We start from the raw sequence: 18214 nt of genomic DNA on the forward strand, positions 1-18214 counted from the left end.
CTTGCGTCAGGCGTTCACGAGCGACGCGGCCATCCGCTCGGCCGTGGCCAGCGCGGCGGACGTCATGATGTCGAGATTGCCCGCGTAGGCCGGCAGATAATGGGCCGCGCCTTCCACTTCGATGAAGATCGAGGTCTTGAGTCCGCTGAATTGGCCGAGTCCGGGGATATGCAACGGCGCAGCGGCGGGGATGTCGTCGAACTGCACGGATTGCTTCAGGCGATAGCCGGGCACATAGGCCTGGACCGCAGCGGCCATCTGGCTGACCGATGCTTCGATCAGCGCCCGGTCTGCCGCTTCCGACAGCACATAGACCGTGTCGCGCATCATGAGCGGCGGCTCGGCCGGATTGAGCACGATGATCGCCTTGCCCTTGCCGGCGCCGCCGACTGCTTCGATCGCCTTCGACGTCGTCTCGGTGAACTCGTCGATGTTCGCGCGCGTGCCCGGTCCCGCCGACTTGCTGCTGATCGACGCGACGATCTCCGCGTAATGCACCTTTGCGACCCGCGACACGGCGGCGACCATCGGGATCGTCGCCTGTCCGCCACACGTGACCATGTTCACGTTCGGCGCATCGAGATGCGCGTCGAGGTTCACCACCGGCACGCAGTACGGGCCGATGGCAGCGGGCGTCAGGTCGATCACGCGAATTCCGGGCTTGAGCGTGCGCAGGAACGCGTCGTTCTTCACATGCGCGCCGGCGGACGTCGCATCGAACACGAAGTCGATCTCGTCGAACACGGGCAGGCGCGCGAGCCCTTCCACGCCTTCATGCGTCGTCGCCACGCCGAGCCTCGCGGCGCGCGCGAGGCCGTCCGAGGCCGGATCGATGCCGACCATCGCCGCGACGTCGAGATGCTTGCTGCGACGCATGATCTTGATCATCAGGTCGGTGCCGATGTTGCCGGATCCGATGATCGCGGCTTTGCACCTGGTGTTGTCTGTTGCCATGGAAATGTCTCCGTCCGTCATTCGCCGAAACTGGCGCGCACACTGCCGAGCCCTTCGATATGCGCCGTATAAGTGCCGGCCGCCTTCACCGCGACCATCGGGCCAAGCGCGCCCGTCAGCACGATGTCGCCCGCACGCAGCGGCGTGCCGAGTCGAACCATCCGATCCGCGAGCCACGCTGCCGCATTCAGCGGATTGCCGAGGCACGCGCCGCCATTGCCACGTGACAGGACTTCGGCGTCCTGCGTGAGCGTCATCGCGCACGCGGTCAACTCGATATCGCGCAGCAGGACCGGGCGGCTGCCGAGTACGAACAGCCCGCTCGACGCGTTGTCCGCGACGGTGTCGAAAAACCGGATGTCCCAGTCGCTGATCCGACTGTCGACGACCTCGATCGCGGCCACCGCATACGCGATCGCGGACATCAGATCCGCGAAGGTGTGTCTTTCGGCGGCCAGGTCGCGTTCGAGCACGAGCGCGATCTCCGCTTCGACCTTCGGCTGGATCAACGAGGCAAGCGGCATCGGCTGGCTGTCGCCATACGCCATCGACGCGAACAGCGCGCCGAAGTCCGGCTGATCGACGCCAAGTTGCTTCTGCACCGCGGGCGAAGTCAGGCCGACCTTCCTGCCGACGACACGCTCGCCGTTAGTCATGCGCAAGTCGTTGTTGATCTGCTGGATCGCGTAAGCGAGTGTCGCGTCGCCTTCGGGACACGTCTCGCGCAGCGGCGCGATCGCCCGGCGCGAGGCCTGCGCTTCACGCAGGCGTGCGGCCATCGAAAGCATGCTGTTGTCAGCCGACATGGTTTTCTCTCCTGAAATGGGTCTGTTCGCACGCATGCATCGCGCCGAAACCCGCGATCCACTCCGGAATCGCGCGGTAGTAATCGATCGATGCCGCGTAAGGGCCACTCGCCGCGAGCGCACCGAATGCGGCGACCCACGTGCGGATCTCGTGCGCGGACTTGCCTGCATCACGCGTGATCGCTTCGTTCGTGAGGCCATCGGCGGCGGTGAGTTCGCCGCGCTCGAGCAGTTCGAGAAACATGCGGTCCCATGCGGGATTGAGCGGATGCAGGCGGCTGTCACCCGCCGCGAATGCCTTTGCCGCCGCGACGGTACGCGACTGGCGCGCATCGCGCGACTCCGGTGACGGGTTGCGCCCCGCGATCAATCGCTCCGCGACGACATCATCCGCACCGGCGATTTCCGGTACCGGCGGCTCGTGGGAAATACCGCCCGAGCCGATCAGCAACACGCGCCGGTTCATATGCGCAACGGCGCGGCCAATCGCATCGCCGAGCAGCCGGGCGCGCCGGCACGACGCCATCGGCGGCGCAACCGAGTTGATGAAAACGGGGACTACCGGATAACGGTCGATGCCACCGGTGAGCACCTCGAGCGCCTGCGCGCAGCCGTGATCGACCTGCATGCGATACGACACGGCTACGTCGATCTCGCTCGCGAGCGTGGCATCGGCAAGCGCGAGCGCCACCTCGCGCGCGACGGGCAGCGGGCCGGCCGCGCTGCCGAAATCGCCGATCGCCGTCGCACTCACACCGATGCAGAACTGCGGCATCACGTCATAGAAAAATCCGTTGTAGTGATCCGGTGCGAACACGATTACCAACTCCGGATCGAACGCATCGACCCGCTCGCGCGCCGCGCGCTGCACCCGTTCGACTTCCGCGACGACCGCCGGCGCGGGATTGACATAACCGTACAAAGGCGTGTGGGACATGCATTCGAGATGGATCGGCATCTCAGGCTCCCACCAGGTCGGCGGCATGCGCGAACGTCGCGCCGGTTGTCGTGGGCAGCGACAGCCTTTCCGCGAGTTGCAACACGCAATCCGATACGCATTGAGGCGAACACATGCCGGCCACGAAGCGGTCGGGCCGCAACAGCACGACCGCTTCCGGCACGCGCGCGAACCAGTCGCGCAGGCGCGAGTCGACATCGCCCATGGCGATCACGTTTTCGGGTACGTCATCATGGAAGGCGAGTTGCGGATCGGGCTTCGCGAGCACGAAGCATCCCCCCAGCACGCTCCAGAGACGGCGCGCCTCGGGCGTCAGACCGAAGGTCGGGTCGGTGCCCCAGCAAACGATCGCGAAGCGGTTGCCGATCGCATCGTCGAACCTGACAATGCCGCCATCCGCAAGACGCACGCGCGGCTGGATGAACATGCGGCCCACAGGGGTGCCTGCCTGTGCATCGCGGCCATGCACCATCCGCCCTATCAGCGATTCGGGTTTCTCGCTCATCAGGCCGATGAGCCGCCCGAACGCGCCGTGTCCGCGCTTCGCGATCAGGCGCGCGAGCAGGCCGTCGGAACGCTCGCGTCGCGCCAGCAGCACGGCGCCCTCTTCATAGCGCGGCATCGGCTTGAAGCGCATCTCGACGAAATAGCGCTTCATTGCAGGCAACACATCGAAGCAGCGTACGAACGCGTCGCGCAGTTTCGATCCGAAGAAGCTCGTCGGCGCGAAGATATCGCCCGCGACTTCCGAGAGGTGGATCATCGAGCGCGCGTGGGCGCGCCGCTCCATCGTGTAGGTATCGAGCAGCGCATCGTCCGCCGTGCCTTTCACGACCATAGCGAGCTTCCAGCCGAGATTGCTCGCGTCGCGAATGCCGCTGTTGTAACCTTGCCCCTGCCACACCGGCATGATGTGCGCGGCGTCCCCCGCGAGCAGAATGCGCTTCACGCGGAACGTGCTTGCGAGCCGCGCGTTGTGGGTATAGACCCGCTGACGAATGTAGTCGACCTTGTCAGGATCGTCGACCACCCCGCGCACCAGCGCCGCCATGTTCTCCGGCTTCGACAGTTCCGCCTCCGTCTCGCCAGGCATCACCATGAATTCGAAGCGCCGGATGCCGTGCGGCAATGCCGCCGACACGTAGGGACGCCGTGCGTCGCAATGCAGATAGACATGCGGCGAGCCGATCGGATCGTTGCGCACGTCGATCACAATCCATTGATTCGGCTTCGTGCGGCCTTCGAATGGCACGTCGAGCGTGCGGCGGACAATGCTGTTGCCGCCGTCCGCGCCGATCAGGTATGCGGCGCGGATAGTTGTCGTCACGCCATGCGCGTCGGTCGCGGCGATGGTCACATCGCATTCGTCCTGCACGAAGCTGTCAACGCTGTGGCCAAGCAGCGTCGACACATGTTCGAAGCGCTCGAGACCGCGGTACAGAATCTGATCGGCGAGCGGCTGGATGAATGCATTACGGCGCGGCCATCCGAACTCGTCGGTGCGCGGCTCGATCGACGCGAAGCACTTCCCTTTCAGCGTGAAGCGCATCCAGTGATTCGGCGTGGTGTGAGGAAGCAACTCGTCGACCAGGCCGACCGACTGAAATACGCGCAGTGCCTCGTCATCGAGGCCGATGGCGCGCGGATAGTCGATGATCTGCGCGAGCTTCTCGATCACGACGACGCGCACGCCCTGCAGGCCGAGAATGTTCGCGCTCATCAGGCCGACCGGGCCCGCGCCGACGATGGCGACATCGGCGTCGATCGAACGATGGGGCGTTTCGCGAGGATGAGCGCGGCCGTTGCCGGCCGCCGGTTCAAAGGCGGGGCGCATGCTTGTCTCCTGACTGGGCTTGTCCGATGTGCTGAACCGGCGAAGCGTCTGGCGCCCGGTCGTTCAGCTTATGAATGCAGTTTATGGACCGCCGAAAGCGCCCTCAACAAAATCTCCAGAATGTGCATAGAATGCACATAGTTGATTTCAATGGTATTTTTGACGTGACGACCTACACGAACGTGCGCGGACTGGCGCGCGGCCTTCAGGTGCTGCGCGCGCTGAATGCAATGGAAGACGGGCGCGCAACGAGTCAACAGATCGCCGATCTGACCGGCCTGCATCGCACCACGGTGCGCCGTCTGCTCGAAACGTTGATGGAGGAAGGGTTCGTACGCCGCAGCCCATCGGACGACAGCTTCCGCCTGACGCTCGCCGTGCGTGCGTTGAGCGAGGGCTTCACCGATACCGAGCGTATCGCGACCGTGGCGCCGCCGATCATGGGGCAGCTACTGCAGCGCGTTGCATGGCCATCCGATCTGACCACGCCCGATGGCGATGCGATGATCATCCGCGAGACGACGCATCGCTTCAGCCGGCTGTCGTTTCATCGGGCGATGGTCGGGCGGCGTTTGCCGATCTTGCTGACGGCAGCGGGCCGCGCCTACTTCGCGATGTGCCCCAACGAGGAGCGCGAGGAGATTCTCGACCTGTTGCGCTCCGGCGCGGGCGGCGAAGAGCAACAGGCGTTCGCGAGAAACGATGCGCTCGTGCGCAAGCTGATCCGGCGTGTGCGCGAGGATGGTTTCGGATCAAATCACGGAGACTGGACCGCACAGGCGAAAATCGGTGCAGTGGCGGTCGCGATCAGCGCGGACGAACGCGTGATCGCGAGTCTCAACATCGTCTTCCTGTCGCGCGCGGTCAGTCTCGCAGACGCCACTCGCCGCTATGTGCCCGAGTTGCAGAAAACGGCGACAGAAATCGCCGCAGCGTTGAAGCAGAAACCAGGGACTCAACCCCATCCATCGGCGTAAGCACATGGTGGATTCAACCGGTCGATGCAACAGCGTGATGGAATCGTTCAGCCGGTGTATCGAAGTTTAGTGTCTTGCGTGGACGTTCGTTGAGCCGTCGGGCAATGGCGTCAAGCCTGGCTTGCGAGTAGGCAGAGAGGTCCGTTCCTTTTGGGACGTACTGTCCAGGAAGCCCGTTCGTGTTTTCGTTCGTGCCGCGTTGCCGGGGATGCTGCGGATCGCTAAGCGCCATGTCCATGCCGTTCCGTGCAGCCCACTTCAGGATGGCCCGCGATACGAATTATGGGCCATTGCCCGAACGCAAGTAACGAGGCGCACCATGAAGGCTGACCAGTTGGGACAGGACTTCGATGACGCGTCCGGGGCGAATCGATTCCGCGCAATCGCGGCAGGCGCGCGGCGACAAGGCGAACCGCGCAGGCGACGGGTGCACGCAGACGACGGTCAGCGGATGCGCACCGCACCGCTCCACCGGCGATCGACCGTGCTCCTCCGGATCGAGGCGATAGCCGCGCGCACATCCGGCACATCCGGCACATCCGGCACATCCGGAGCCAGCGAAAACGTGCCCCCAGGGCACCCCCTCCCCCTGTGTCGAAAGTGAACAGGTGTGTCGAACAGGAACAGCCGAACCGGGCTGCGGGCGGCATGCCCACACCTGAATCCGGGACTTCAAGCCCCTGGTACGGTTCGTGCGAAAGCTCATGCGGGTGCCGAGACACCCCCACAATCCCTGGAGACGACATGAGCTACCTGAGCATCGCCGATCGTACCGACAGCTTCTTCATTCCCTGCGTCACCCTCATCGGTCCCGGCTGCGCACGCGAGACCGGCTCGCGCGCGAAGTCGCTGGGCGCCAGGAAGGCGCTCATCGTGACCGACGCGGGCCTGCACAAGATGGGGCTGTCCGGAACCCTCGCGGGCTACCTCCGCGAAGCGGGCCTGCAGGCCGCGATCTTCGCCGGCGCGGAGCCCAACCCCACCGACGTCAACGTCCATGACGGGGTCAAGCTGTATCAGCAGGAAGGCTGCGATTTCATCGTGTCGCTGGGCGGCGGTTCATCGCATGACTGCGCCAAGGGGATCGGCCTCGTCACCGCAGGGGGCGGCCACATCCGCGACTACGAGGGCGTGGACAAGTCCACCGTGCCGATGACGCCGCTGATCTCGATCAACACCACGGCGGGCACGGCCGCGGAAATGACGCGCTTCTGCATCATCACGAACTCCAGCAATCACGTGAAGATGGCGATCGTCGACTGGCGCTGCACGCCGCTCATCGCGATCGACGATCCACGCCTGATGGTCGCGATGCCGCCGGCGCTGACCGCGGCCACCGGCATGGATGCGCTCACGCACGCGATCGAGGCCTACGTTTCGACCGCGGCGACGCCGATCACCGACGCCTGCGCGGAGAAGGCCATCGCACTGATCGGCGAGTGGCTGCCGAAGGCGGTGGCCAACGGCGAATCGATGGAGGCGCGCGCGGCGATGTGCTACGCGCAGTACCTCGCGGGCATGGCGTTCAACAACGCGTCGCTGGGCTACGTGCACGCGATGGCGCACCAGCTCGGCGGCTTCTACAACCTGCCCCACGGCGTGTGCAACGCGATCCTGCTGCCGCACGTGTCGGCGTTCAACCTGATCGCCGCGCCCGAGCGCTTCGCGCGCATTGCCGCGCTGCTGGGCGCGAACACGGCCGGACTGTCCACCACGGACGCGGCGGCGGCGGCGATCGCCGCCATCCGCGGCCTGTCGGGCGCCATCGGCATCCCGTCGGGCCTGGCCGGCCTGGGCGTGAAGGCGGAAGACCACGAGGTGATGGCGCACAACGCGCAGAAGGACGCGTGCATGCTCACCAATCCGCGCAAGGCCACGCTCAACCAGGTCGTCGAGATCTTCCAGGCAGCCATGTAAGGGCCGCCCTCCCCTCGACGACGTCGCGTCGGGGGGAGGGCATCGCCGCCGGCGATCCTGCCTCGCATTCCATCGTGTCACACCCGTAACGAGATCCTGACGAACATGCCCGACGCATCCTTCACGCCAGGCGCGCGGCAGCCTGCCGACGCCGACAGCCGCAAGACCGCCCGCCCCGGCGACAGCCCCGTCACGTCGGTGTACGCCGCGCGGCTTCGCGCCCCGCTGACGACCATCGCGACCAACGTCGCGCACCGCCCCGACATCGCGTCGTCGGCGGTCCTGGGATACAACCAGGCCCGGACCCAGCGCGCACCGGACGCTGTCCCACCAGGAGGCGGCTTGCCGGATCGCCGCCTGCCCGAATCCGGCTGACGGGCAAGCCCCTCGGGGAGCGCGATCGAGCCGCCCGTCGCGCGAAGCGGGCCCCACCGCGCACCGCGCACCGTCAGGCGGCGGGCGCCTCGCCGAGCGCCTGGCGCAGGCTGAGCGGGCGCATGTCGGTCCAGACCTGCTCGATGTGGTCGAGGCAGACCTGCTTGGTCCCCTGCACGCCCACCTTGCGCCAGCCGGCGGGCACTTCCTTGAAATCCGGCCAGATCGAATACTGTTCTTCGTGATTGATGACCACCTGGAAGGTCGCGTTGTCGTTGTCGAAACTCATGATGAAAACTCCTGATTGAATGAAACGTCCGGCACCGGAATCGCGATGGCGCGCATCACATCCGGTCCGCGCGGTAATACGGCTCGAGCCGCGAACGGCAATGCGCCGTCGCGTCCCGCACCATGCAGTTGACGAGCGTCGACGACACGCCGAGCTGGTCGGAAATCTCCCGCTGCGTATAGCCATATACGTAGTACATGCAGAACGCGGTACGGGAGCGTTCGGGCAGTGCGTCGAGCGCGTCGGACAACTCGCACATCGCTTCCCGCACCATGTTGGTCTGCTCGGGCGACGGCGCTTCGGCCGGCACCTCGAGCCCGGCCTCCTCGGGCGCCCAGTGACACGCCTCGAGATTCATCCGCCGGCACCGGTCGATCGCGTGGTTGCGCACCATCCGCGCCACGTATCCGCCCGGCTGCCGCACGTCGCAGGCCTCGCATCCTTCCTCGAGCTTGACCCACACGTCGTGCACGACGTCCTCGCCGCGCCGCCGGCATCCGACGATGCGCGTGGCCGTATCGATCAACGCGCGGCGCGACGCCAGCAGCGCATGCGTCAGCTCCTGCCCGCGGCCGCCGATCGGCTCCTGCACGGCCGGGCCCCGATCGATGTCGATGCAGCCCATGTCAAACCCCATGCGGTTCCGCCATGGCGACGACGATCCGGCGCGGGCCGGAGAAAGGCGCACGGCCGTGCGTGAGCAGCATGTTGTCGAGCATCATCACGTCGCCCTGGCACCACGCAAAATCGAGCCGGTGCGCATCGTAGACGGCGCGCACCGCATCGAGTTCGTCGTCGGCGATCGGCGTGCCGTCGCCGTAGTACACGTTGCGCGGCAGGTCTTCCTCGTCGACGATGTCGAGCAGCGCCTCGCGCGTCGCCTCTTCGAGCGACGAGACGTGAAACAGGTGCGCCTGGTTGAACCACACGTCCTCGCCGGTGCGCGGATGCTTCGCGACCGCCTGGCAGATCTGGCGCGTGCGCAGGTTGCCGTCTTCCTTCCACTCCCACTCGATCTGCTGCGCACGGCAATACGCCTCCACCGTCGCGACGTCGTCGGTGTTGAACACCTGCTGCCACGACAGGTCGAGCCCGCCGCCGTAATTGCGCACGTACATCAGCCGGCGGGTCGCGAAGCGCTCGCGCAGCGCGGCGTCGAGGTCGCGATAGACCGCGCGGGCGTCCGCCACGGGCGTCTCGCCGCGATCGACCGGCTCGACGTCGCAGTAGAACCAGATCTTCATCGGCCACTGCGTCGTGTACGCCTGCTCGTTGTGTTGCGGAATCCACTGATGCGCGGGGTATTCGGTCGACGAATACACGCCCTTCTTCACTTCGCTGCGCGGCGTCGAGCCGAATTCGTACGACAGCAGCGGCGAGCCGAAGCTTTTCGCGAAATCGTGGAAGCGCTCGATGCTCATGCCGGCGAATCCGCGCAGCAGCACGCCGCCCTCGCGATTCAGGTGCCCGGCGATCGCATCGCGCAGCATCTCGTCGAGAATGTCGGCGCCAGGCGCCGACAGCACCGGCAGGCGAGTGTCGCCGTGCTGGAAAACCGTCGCATCCATTCGAGTCCCGGGCGGGGCTTCGCGAACATCGATCGACATGTTGACTCCTATCAAATTGGACTGCGTTGCGCGGTCGGTACGTGCGCATCGAGCGCGTCGCACACCGCCAGAAACGTGCGTGCAGGATCGTCTCGCAGGTACAGGTGACCGCCGTCGAGTTCGTCGCCCGAGAACGATCCGAGCGTTTCGGCCCGCCAGCCGTCGCGCATCGCGTCGAACGGGCAGCCGGCGTCGCGGCTGCCCGCGAGCGCGTGGATCGGTGTCGCGAGCGGCGTGCGCGGCACATAACGGTAGTTGGCGCAAAGCTGGAAATCGTTGCGCACGATCGGCAGCATCAGCGCGCGCAATTCGTCGTGCGCGAGCGCGTCGTCCGGTGCATCGATCGACGTGAGCTCGTCGAGCACACGCTGCTCCGGGCAGTGCAGCCAGTCGACGCCCGACAGGCGGTGCGCGCTGCGCGGCGGCCGGCACGCGGACACGACGACCAGCGCCGGCGCGGGCAGCCCGCACGCGCGCAGGCGATGCGCGAGTTCGAATGCGAGCAGCGCGCCCATGCTGTGGCCGAACAGTGCATAACGGGAAAACACGTGAGGTGCGACCTGGTCGAGCAGGCGATCGACCAGCGGCGCCCACTGCGACAGCAGCGGCTCCCGCCACTGCGCGCCGCGCCCCGGCACCGCGAGCGGCGCGACGTGAACCCCTGCCGGCGCGAGCGCGCGCCACGGATTGAAAACGGCGCTACTCCCTCCCGCGAACGGCAGGCAAAACAAGGTGGCGCGTTCCGCCGTCATACCTTTCCCTCGCCGCGAGGGCCGGCGAGACACCGCATGGCGCGATCGGACCGGCTCCCGAGGTCATTACGAAATACGACTCTACATGAGAATGATTTGCATTTAACTATTATCTCGAAATCGCTGTCAAGTGACATTTCATTGACGGCCGGGCGGCCCGATCCGGGGATCGGTACGCTCCGGCATGCGCCGCGCCGGTCAGCGCGGGCCATAGGATTCGAAGTAGGTTTCGCGCGAGATGCTGACGAGCGCGGCCCGCTTGTGCGGAAAGTCGAACTCCTTCAGCTTCGAGCCGCCCTGCTCCTGCATGTAGGCGATCCAGCGCTCGTTGTCGATGCGCGGCTCGCCGAACAGCCGCTGCGTGCGCGGATCGTCGAGGAACATGTAGTGAAACAGCGAGCGCAGCCACGCCTCGAGCTTCGCCGGCCCCTGGTGGCGCCGGTTGCCGACCAGGATGTGCAGCCCGCGGTCGTAGTCGCCCGCGTCGCAAAACGGCGCGAGGCGATCCTCCTTGACCCAGTACACCTCGAAATACGCGAACGGCTCGTCGTCGAAGCAGCCGAACAGCGTCAGCGTATGCGGGTCGGCCGCCTGCGCGGCCAGATACTCGGTATGGGTCTTCACGTCGTCGGCCTGATCCCACACGCGCGCCACGCTCGGCAGGTTCATCCAGCGGTTGAACGTCTCGACGTCGCGACCGACGTCGAGCGTGCGCAGCGAGAACGTCAGGTCGAGATGCGGCATGCGCCGTTCGTAGACGAGCCCCTGCGGCTTCGGCGGCCGGACCGGATGGCGATGATGGTTCGTGATCGTGTAGCGCGGCGGATAGCCGGCACTGCTCGTCGCACGCAGCCACGGCGCGGGATGCTGCCAGAAGGTCGCGCGGTGGCAGCGCAGCCGGCAGCCGGCGGCACCATCGACGATCTCGTCGAACACGCCGCGTCGCACCGCGTCGACCGCCCACGCATGGCCGACCGGCAGCGTGAATTCGACCGACGACACGTTCACGGGCCGGCTGAAATATTCGGCGAGGAGCGGCAGCAGGACCTCGGGCGGCTGCCGTTCGAGGCGTCCCGCGTCGCCGGGCGCGATCTCGATCGAGACATGGGTCGCGTCGATGCGCGCGAGCAGCAGTGCGCGCGGTTCGCCGTCGACGTGCAGTGCAACGCTGCCGCCCGTCCGCACCTGCACGCGGCTCGCGCGGCCGTCGGCCAGCACGAGCGAGAACGACGGGAAGCCGTCGGCGTCGGCGTCGATTGCGCCCGGGGCGGTGGCCGCGGCCGTCGGCAGCGGGATCAGGGTGGTGTCCATCGTCATGTTCCGTGTGGTTTGTCGGGGGAAAGGAAAAGGCCGGTCAGGCGACGGCCGGCGTGCGCTCGGTGCGGCGCACGCATGCGTCGTACACGGACGCGCCGATTTCGGCCGAGCGAACGGCCAGGATCGACAGCAGCGTATCGCTCAGCCCGTGCGTCGCCTCGCAGCCGCCCTGCAGCCAGATACCCGGCTGGAAATCGTCGCGCGCCTTCAGCCGGTAGTCGCGGCCCACCTCGAATTCGCCGAGATACGGCGCGACGCCGTCGAGCAGGTTCCGGTAATCGTCGCGGCGATAGCCCGTCGCCGCGACGACGATGTCGTATTCGCGCGTTTCGCTCACGCCGCGCGCGGTGTCGTCGAACGTCAGCGCGAGGCCGTGCGCGCCCGGCGTCGCCGCGATCAGGTGACGCTGCGTGAGCAGCGTGTGGCGCGGCTGCGCGCTGACCTTCTGCATGTAGAACAGCTCATACAGCCGCTCGAGCAGGTCGATGTCGACGACCGAATAGTTGGTGCCGCGGTACTCGTCGAAGAAGCGCTGCCGCGCATCGGGGCTGCGGTGATAGATCTCGTCGGTGAAGTCGGCGTGAAAGATCTCGTTGACGAACGGGCTGTCGTCGGCCGGCTTGAGCGCGGAGCCGCGAATCGCGAGCGTCACGTCGAGATCGTCGTCGAGGCCGCCGCGCTGCACGAGATCCTGGAATATCTCGGCGCCGCTCTGCCCGCCGCCGAGCACCGCGATGCGCACGCGGCGGCCCGCCGCGCGGGCCTCGGCGCGGCTCTCGCGCAGCGCCCCGTCGATCGACGGCAGATACGCGGACGAATGCACGAGCCGGCGTGCGCTCGGGCCGTCGAGCGCGGCCAGCGGCGCGGGCAGCGACGGCCGGCCGCCGACCGCCAGCACGAGGTTCGACGCGGTGCGCGCGACCTCGCTGCCGTCGGCGCGGCGCGACACGACCTCGAGCGCGCGCACCTTGCCGCCCGCCGAACGCGGCCGCACCGAGAGCACCGATTCGCCATAGTGCGTGCGATCCGCGAACGCTTCCGCGGCCCAGCGCAGATAACCGTCGTACTCGATGCGCGTCGGCAGGAAACTGCGCAGGTTCACGAAATCCTCGAGCCGCCCCTGCTCATGCAGATACTTGAGGAACGAGAACGGGCTGCACGGATCGCGCAGCGTGACGAGATCCTTCAGGAACGAGATCTGCATCCGGCTGTCCTGCAGCAGCATCCCGCTGTGCCACGCGAACGACGGCTTGCGTTCGATGAAGCGGGCCTGCAGCGCCTGCCCGGATGCGCGGCCGGCTTCGTCGAGCGCGATCGCGAGCGCGAGGTTCGACGGGCCGAAGCCGATGCCGAGCAGATCGACGGCAGGCGTGGGTGCGTATTGATCGATTGGCATGCTCAAGCACTCCTGTTGAAATTCATGCGGCGGGTCTGGATGAAGGGCGCGCTCACGAGGGCGTCCCCGATTCGGCGGCGGTGCCCGCGCGCAGCCGCGCGGCGGCCTCGCGAAGCACCGCCGGGTGATGGACGATCGCGTCGTGCGTCGTGTCGAGCGCGGCCACCGCGTGCGCGACGCCGGCCGTCAGCGGCGCCCATGCGGCCGCGTCGGCGGGCGACGCGCCGGCGACGTGCCAGACGTCGATGTCGGCATGCAGGCGCGGCGCGCGGCGCGGCATCGCGAGCAGGCGGCGATGCGTGCGCACGACGGCGTCGAGCGTGTCGAGCGTCGCGCGCTCGTCGGCGTCGATCACGCCGGCCGCCTGCGCGGCGTCGAGCAGCGCGTGCGCGTCGCCCGTGCGCGCGGCAGCGGGCAGCGTGTCGAGCGCGGCCGCCCGCCGGGCGGAACGCGGCGCGAGATAGCCGCGCAACGTGTCGACGTCGAGCACGGCTTCGGCCGGATCGACGGCGGCCGGCGCGGGATGCGCGTCGAGCACGCCGAGCCACGCGACCGTTTCGCCCGCGCGTTCGAGCGCCGCGGCGATCTGCGCGGCGAGCAGCCCGCCGAGCGACCAGCCGAGCAGCCGGTACGGGCCGTGCGGCTGCGCGGCGCGGATCCGCTCGACGTAGTCGGCGATCCACGCGTCGAAGTCGGCCGGCTGCCATGCGGAATCCGTGTAGCGCGGCGACTGCACGCCGATCGCGCGCACGTCCTGGCCGAGCGCGGCCGCGAGCGGCGCGTAGCCGTTCACGAGGCCGAAGCCGGGATGCACGCAGAACAGCGTGTCGCGCGCGCCGGGCGCGTCGTTCAGCGCGACGAGATTGTCGGGCCAGCTTGCGCCGGCCCCGTCGAGCGCGGCCGCGAGTTCAGCCGGCGTGCGCCGCACGAACAGCAGCTCGAGCGGACACGCGCCGGCGCCGGCCGCACGCAGTTGCGCCATCACGCGCATCGCCGCGAGCGAATCGCCGCCGATCTGGAAGAAGTCGTCGTCGATGCCGACCGGCACGCCGCCGAGTACGCGTTGCCAGATGTCGACCACGCGCCGCTCGCTCTCGGTGCGCGGCGCGCGCGGCTCGCCGAGCGGCGCCGCATCGGCCGCGCAGCCCTGTGCGAGCGCACGGCGATCGAGTTTGCCGTTCGGCGTCTGCGGCAATGTGTCGAGCACCCGCCAGACGGTGGGCACCATGTGCGCGGGCAGTGCGGCCGCGGCGGCGGCCTGCCAGCCGGATGCGGCGTCGCGCGCATCCGCGGCCGGCACGATGCAGCCCGCCAGACGCGCGACGCGGCCGTCGTCGACCAGCGCAACGGCGGCATCGCGCACGCCGGGCAGCGCGCGCAGCGCGGCCTCGATCTCGCCGATCTCGATCCGGTGGCCGCGCACCTTCACCTGCTGGTCGAGCCGGCCGAGGTAGCGCAGCGCGCCGTCGGCGCCGACGCGGCAGCCGTCGCCCGTGCGATACAGACGCGCGCCGGGCGGCCCGAACGGATCGGGCACGAAGCGTTCGGCCGTCAGCGCCGCACGGCCGAGATAGCCGCGCGCGAGGTTGTCGCCGCCGATGAACAGCTCGCCGGCGCCGCCGGCCGGCACCGGATGGCCGTGCGCGTCGAGCACGCGCAGCGCCGTATGGTCGATCGGTGCGCCCAGCGTGATCGGCGTGGCTGCGTCGACGCGCGCGACGCTCGACCACACGGTCGTCTCGGTCGGGCCGTACAGGTTCCACAGCGTCGCGCCGCGTGCGCGCAGCGCGACCGCGAGATCGTCCGCAAGCGCCTCGCCGCCGCACAGCGCGCGGAAGCCCGGCGCCGCGCGCCAGTCGGACGCGAGCAGCAGCTTCCAGCCGCTCGGCGTCGCCTGCATCACCGTCGCGCCCGTCGCGGCCAGCCGCTTCGCGAGCCGTTCGCCGTCGACGACGTCCGCGCGCGCCGCGATCTCGACGCGCGCCCCCACGATCAGCGGCGCATACGCCTCCAGCGCAAAGATGTCGAACGAAGGCGACGTCACCGATAACAGCACGTCGTCGCGCGCGATGCCCGGCGTCGCGAGCATCGAATGCAGGAACCGGTCGAGCGCGCCGTGGCTGATCGCGACGCCCTTCGGGCGGCCGGTCGACCCCGACGTGTAGATCACATACGCGAGCTGCGCCGCGTGGATCTCGGGCAGCAGGCCGGCGCCGGGCGGCGCCGCGCGCGCGGCGTCGACGTCGATGCATGCGACCCCGTCGGGCAGCGCGCCGCCTTCCGCAAGCCGCGCGCGGCTGTCCGCATCGGTCACGAGGATCGTCACGCCGGCGTCCTCGATCATCAACCGCAGGCGCGCGGCCGGATAGTCGGGATCGAGCGGCACGTAGCAGCCGCCGCTCGCGAGCACGCCGACCAGCGCGACGGGCAGCCGCTCGCTGCGCGCGACGCATACGCCGACGCGCGCCTCGCGCGTGACGCCGGCGTCGAGCAGCCGCTGCGCGATCGCGCGCACCTGCGCGTCGAAGGTCCGGTAGTCGAGTCGCGCGTCGCCGCAGCCGAGCGCGATGCGCGCACCGTCCCGCGCGGCCGTGGCCGCGATCCGCGCGGGCAGCGACGCGAATCCGGGCGTCTCGCGCCGGACGGGCGCGGCCGTCGGCGCATGGCGCACGCCGATCGCGCCGACATGCGCAATTGCGCCGTCGGCCAGTTGCGCGAGCAGGTCGAGGTAGTCGGCCGCGAGCCGCTCGACGGTCGCGCGATCGACGTGCGCGCCATCCCATGCCCATTCGAAGGTCAGCGCGCGGCCGGGCGTCACGCTGAGCGTGAGCGGATAGTGCGTGCGGTTCACCGCCGACGCGGCGCGCACCGCGAGCCCGCTGTCGGGCTGCGCGTCGCGCGGCTCGCCCGTGTCGTAGTTTTCGAAGATGAGCAGCGAATCGAACAGCGCGTCGCCGCTCGCGCCGATCCAGCGCTGCACCTGCGCGAGCGACACGTGCTCGTGCTCGCGCAGCGCCGCGTTCGCGTGCTGGATCTCGCGCAGCCAGTCGGCCGGCGCGGAGGCGGCCGGCACGTCGAGCGTGATCGGCAGGCTGTTGATGAAAAGGCCGAGCATGGTGTCGATGCCGGGCACCTGCGCGTCGCCCGCGCTGCGCCCCGACGTCGTCACGCCGAAGCGGACCGCGTCGCGCCCGCCGCGGCGGGCGAGCAGCAGCGCCCAGCCGGCCTGGATCAGCGTGTTCAGCGTGACCTGCGCCCGTTGCGCGGCCGCGCGCAGTGCGGCTTCCGCGTCGGCCGGCAGCGGCTGTTCGAGATGGAACAGCCCCTGGCGCGGCTGCGCGACGGCGCCCAGCGCGTCCTTCAGCATCACCGGATCGTCGGCCTGCGCGAACCGCGTGAGCCACGCATCGCGCGCGGACGGCTGCGCGGCGAGCCACGCGACGTAGTCGCGATAGCGGCCCGCCGCCGGCAGCCGCGCCGCACCGTCCGCCCCCGCCGCGTAATGCACGGCGACTTCGTCGAGCAGCCGCGAGCTGCTCCAGCCGTCGGTCAGCGCATGGTGGCTCGTCCAGATCAGGTCGTGCGCACCGTCGGGCCGCTCGAACACGTTGATCCGCATCAGCGGCGCCCGGTCGAGATCGACGCCCTGCGCGAGATCCTGCGCACACCAGGCGTGGATGCGATCCTCGTAGCGCGCGCCGCTGCCGTCATCGCGCGCCGCGTGCCACGTGAACGGCAGGTCGGCCGTGCGATGGACGATCTGCAGCAGTTCGCCGTCGGCGCGATGGCCGAAGGCGGTGCGCAGCACGTCATGGCGGGCGACCGCCGTGCGCCACGCCTGCTCGAGGCGCGTCGCATCGAGCGCGCCCGTCAGCGTGAGGCGAAGCTGGTTCACGTAGGTGCCGCTGCCCTGGCGCAGTTGCGCGTGGAAGATCAGCCCTTGCTGCAGCGGCGTCGCCGGATAGATGTCGTCGATCTCCGCGAGCGGCAGGCCGAGTGCCGCGAGGCCCGCTTCGTCGAGGCCCGCGAGCGGGAAATCGGCGGCCGTCGCGCCGCGCGGCGCGGCCGCGCAATGCGCGATCAGGCTCGCGAGTCGCGCATCGAACGCCGCCGCGAGTGTGTCGGCGGCCGTCGCGTCGAGCGCGCCCGGCACGTGGCGCCATTCGATCGACAGCGCGCCGTCGACGATCCACGCGTTGAACGACAGCGCGTGCGCGCAGCGGCCGGCCGCGCTGGCCGCGTCGCCGGCATGTTCGCCGGTGGCGAGCCGCATCGGGCCGCGCCGGTCGCCTTCCTGTCCGAACTGGCCCAGGTAGTTGAAGCTCACCTGCGCACGCGGCAAGGCGCGCACCGCCGAACGCTCCGCTTCAGGCGCCAGGTATTCCAGCACCCCGTAGTGCATCCCCTTGTGCGGCACCGCGCGCAGCGCCGCCTTCACTCCGGCCAGCGTCCGTGCGCCCTCTCCCTGCGACGCGAACCACACCGGGTAGCGCGTCGTGAACCAGCCCACCGTGCGCGTCAGGTCCGCGCCTTCCACCACGTCCTCGCGGCCATGGCCTTCCAGTTCCACCAGCACGCCCTGCTCGCCGCTCCACGTCGACAACGCGTCGACCAGCGCCGCAACCAGCACTTCGTCCACCCGGCTGCGATACGCACCCGGCACGTCCTGGAGCAGCGCGCGCGTGCTCGCCGCATCCAGGCTCCGGCGAATCAGCCGGCTCGCGCCCAGCGTCGCGTCCACTTCCGTCAGCGCCGCCGCCAGCGGCAGGCCGCCACGCGCGCGTCGTGCGTCATCCCAGCCCGACGTCGGCGCCAGTTGCGTGCGCCACGTGTCCAGCTCGCCGCGCACCGCATCACTCTGTGCATGCGCCACCAGCGCGTCGCTCCACTCGCTCCAGCTCATGCTGCGCTCCGGCAGCGCCAGCGGCGCGCCCGACGACACTTGCTCGTAGGCTTGGCCCAGCTCCTCGAGCAGCACCCGCCACGACACCCCGTCCACCGCCAGGTGATGCACGACCAGCAGCAGGCGCGA

General features: G+C 68.9%; 14 protein-coding genes and 1 pseudogene. 3 read left to right on the top strand and 12 right to left on the bottom strand.

Annotated elements, in window-relative coordinates:
• Positions 1–6: 6 nt before the first annotated feature.
• Genes GQ57_RS12645 through GQ57_RS12660 form a run of 4 tightly spaced genes read right to left on the bottom strand, consistent with a single transcriptional unit; the run spans position 7 to position 4552 of the window.
• The gene (locus tag GQ57_RS12645; protein WP_031400529.1) at positions 7–954 is read right to left on the bottom strand and encodes an acetaldehyde dehydrogenase (acetylating); all 948 of its coding nucleotides are present in this window, start codon (positions 952–954) and stop codon (positions 7–9) included.
• Positions 955–971: 17 nt separating this feature from the next.
• The gene (mhpD, locus tag GQ57_RS12650; protein WP_031400530.1) at positions 972–1760 is read right to left on the bottom strand and encodes a 2-keto-4-pentenoate hydratase; all 789 of its coding nucleotides are present in this window, start codon (positions 1758–1760) and stop codon (positions 972–974) included.
• Entirely contained in the window at positions 1750–2718 is a 969-nt protein-coding gene (locus GQ57_RS12655; protein WP_031400531.1) for a 3-carboxyethylcatechol 2,3-dioxygenase, read from the bottom strand. The genes mhpD and GQ57_RS12655 overlap by 11 nt, the downstream gene beginning before the upstream one ends.
• 1 nt (position 2719) lies before the next feature.
• Entirely contained in the window at positions 2720–4552 is a 1833-nt protein-coding gene (locus tag GQ57_RS12660) for a bifunctional 3-(3-hydroxy-phenyl)propionate/3-hydroxycinnamic acid hydroxylase (protein ID WP_034198017.1), read from the bottom strand.
• Between the two features lie 164 nt (positions 4553–4716).
• On the opposite strand from GQ57_RS12660, the gene GQ57_RS12665 reads away from it, so the two are divergent.
• The gene (locus tag GQ57_RS12665; RefSeq protein WP_031400533.1) at positions 4717–5529 is read left to right on the top strand and encodes a DNA-binding transcriptional regulator; all 813 of its coding nucleotides are present in this window, start codon (positions 4717–4719) and stop codon (positions 5527–5529) included.
• A 13-nt stretch (positions 5530–5542) separates the two neighbouring features.
• On the opposite strand, the pseudogene GQ57_RS41595 reads toward GQ57_RS12665, so the two are convergent.
• Positions 5543–5749 (bottom strand): annotated as a pseudogene (locus GQ57_RS41595) (transposase); the annotation flags it as partial.
• A gap of 524 nt (positions 5750–6273) precedes the next feature.
• On the opposite strand from GQ57_RS41595, the gene mdh reads away from it, so the two are divergent.
• Complete coding sequence (mdh, locus tag GQ57_RS12670) at positions 6274–7446, top strand: iron-dependent methanol dehydrogenase (protein ID WP_034198018.1); 1173 nt, start codon at positions 6274–6276, stop codon at positions 7444–7446.
• A 105-nt stretch (positions 7447–7551) separates the two neighbouring features.
• Positions 7552–7821: a hypothetical protein gene (locus tag GQ57_RS41600; protein ID WP_152603244.1), complete on the top strand. Its 270-nt coding sequence runs from the start codon at positions 7552–7554 to the stop codon at positions 7819–7821.
• Between the two features lie 73 nt (positions 7822–7894).
• Here GQ57_RS41600 and GQ57_RS12680 read toward each other — a convergent pair whose 3' ends face one another.
• The 7 genes from GQ57_RS12680 to GQ57_RS12710 form a co-directional block, all read right to left on the bottom strand.
• Positions 7895–8110 carry an MbtH family protein gene (locus GQ57_RS12680; RefSeq protein ID WP_031400536.1) on the bottom strand — a complete coding sequence of 72 codons (216 nt, stop codon included), beginning with the start codon at positions 8108–8110 and terminating at the stop codon, positions 7895–7897.
• 55 nt (positions 8111–8165) lie between these two features.
• Complete coding sequence (locus tag GQ57_RS12685; protein WP_081894933.1) at positions 8166–8747, bottom strand: RNA polymerase factor sigma-70; 582 nt, start codon at positions 8745–8747, stop codon at positions 8166–8168.
• Positions 8737–9717 carry a TauD/TfdA family dioxygenase gene (locus GQ57_RS12690; protein ID WP_235215055.1) on the bottom strand — a complete coding sequence of 327 codons (981 nt, stop codon included), beginning with the start codon at positions 9715–9717 and terminating at the stop codon, positions 8737–8739. Before GQ57_RS12690 ends, GQ57_RS12685 begins: the two co-directional genes overlap by 11 nt.
• Before the next feature lie 11 nt (positions 9718–9728).
• Entirely contained in the window at positions 9729–10469 is a 741-nt protein-coding gene (locus tag GQ57_RS12695; protein ID WP_052001285.1) for a thioesterase II family protein, read from the bottom strand.
• Between the two features lie 198 nt (positions 10470–10667).
• Positions 10668–11780 (bottom strand): GNAT family N-acetyltransferase, encoded by a 1113-nt coding sequence (locus GQ57_RS12700; protein WP_152601809.1) that lies wholly within the window; start codon positions 11778–11780, stop codon positions 10668–10670.
• Between the two features lie 43 nt (positions 11781–11823).
• Positions 11824–13182, bottom strand: a complete 1359-nt coding sequence (locus tag GQ57_RS12705) for a lysine N(6)-hydroxylase/L-ornithine N(5)-oxygenase family protein (RefSeq protein WP_052001288.1) — start codon at positions 13180–13182, stop codon at positions 11824–11826.
• A gap of 52 nt (positions 13183–13234) precedes the next feature.
• The coding region (locus tag GQ57_RS12710) for a non-ribosomal peptide synthetase (protein ID WP_152603245.1) at positions 13235–18214 on the bottom strand (4980 nt) is incomplete at its 5' end.

The sequence above is a fragment of the Burkholderia sp. MSh2 genome, assembly GCF_000731655.1.
GTDB classification, from domain to species: domain Bacteria; phylum Pseudomonadota; class Gammaproteobacteria; order Burkholderiales; family Burkholderiaceae; genus Burkholderia; species Burkholderia paludis.

Bases quoted from the DNA above. Each gene is read 5' to 3' on its own strand.
- GQ57_RS12645 (WP_031400529.1), bottom strand. From the start codon at position 954: ATGGCAACAGACAACACCAGGTGCAAAGCCGCGATCATCGGATCCGGC.
- mhpD (WP_031400530.1), bottom strand. From the start codon at position 1,760: ATGTCGGCTGACAACAGCATGCTTTCGATGGCCGCACGCCTGCGTGAA.
- GQ57_RS12655 (WP_031400531.1), bottom strand. From the start codon at position 2,718: ATGCCGATCCATCTCGAATGCATGTCCCACACGCCTTTGTACGGTTAT.
- GQ57_RS12660 (WP_034198017.1), bottom strand. From the start codon at position 4,552: ATGCGCCCCGCCTTTGAACCGGCGGCCGGCAACGGCCGCGCTCATCCT.
- mdh (WP_034198018.1), top strand. From the start codon at position 6,274: ATGAGCTACCTGAGCATCGCCGATCGTACCGACAGCTTCTTCATTCCC.
- GQ57_RS41600 (WP_152603244.1), top strand. From the start codon at position 7,552: ATGCCCGACGCATCCTTCACGCCAGGCGCGCGGCAGCCTGCCGACGCC.
- GQ57_RS12680 (WP_031400536.1), bottom strand. From the start codon at position 8,110: ATGAGTTTCGACAACGACAACGCGACCTTCCAGGTGGTCATCAATCAC.
- GQ57_RS12685 (WP_081894933.1), bottom strand. From the start codon at position 8,747: ATGGGGTTTGACATGGGCTGCATCGACATCGATCGGGGCCCGGCCGTG.
- GQ57_RS12690 (WP_235215055.1), bottom strand. From the start codon at position 9,717: ATGTCGATCGATGTTCGCGAAGCCCCGCCCGGGACTCGAATGGATGCG.
- GQ57_RS12695 (WP_052001285.1), bottom strand. From the start codon at position 10,469: ATGACGGCGGAACGCGCCACCTTGTTTTGCCTGCCGTTCGCGGGAGGG.
- GQ57_RS12700 (WP_152601809.1), bottom strand. From the start codon at position 11,780: ATGGACACCACCCTGATCCCGCTGCCGACGGCCGCGGCCACCGCCCCG.
- GQ57_RS12705 (WP_052001288.1), bottom strand. From the start codon at position 13,182: ATGCCAATCGATCAATACGCACCCACGCCTGCCGTCGATCTGCTCGGC.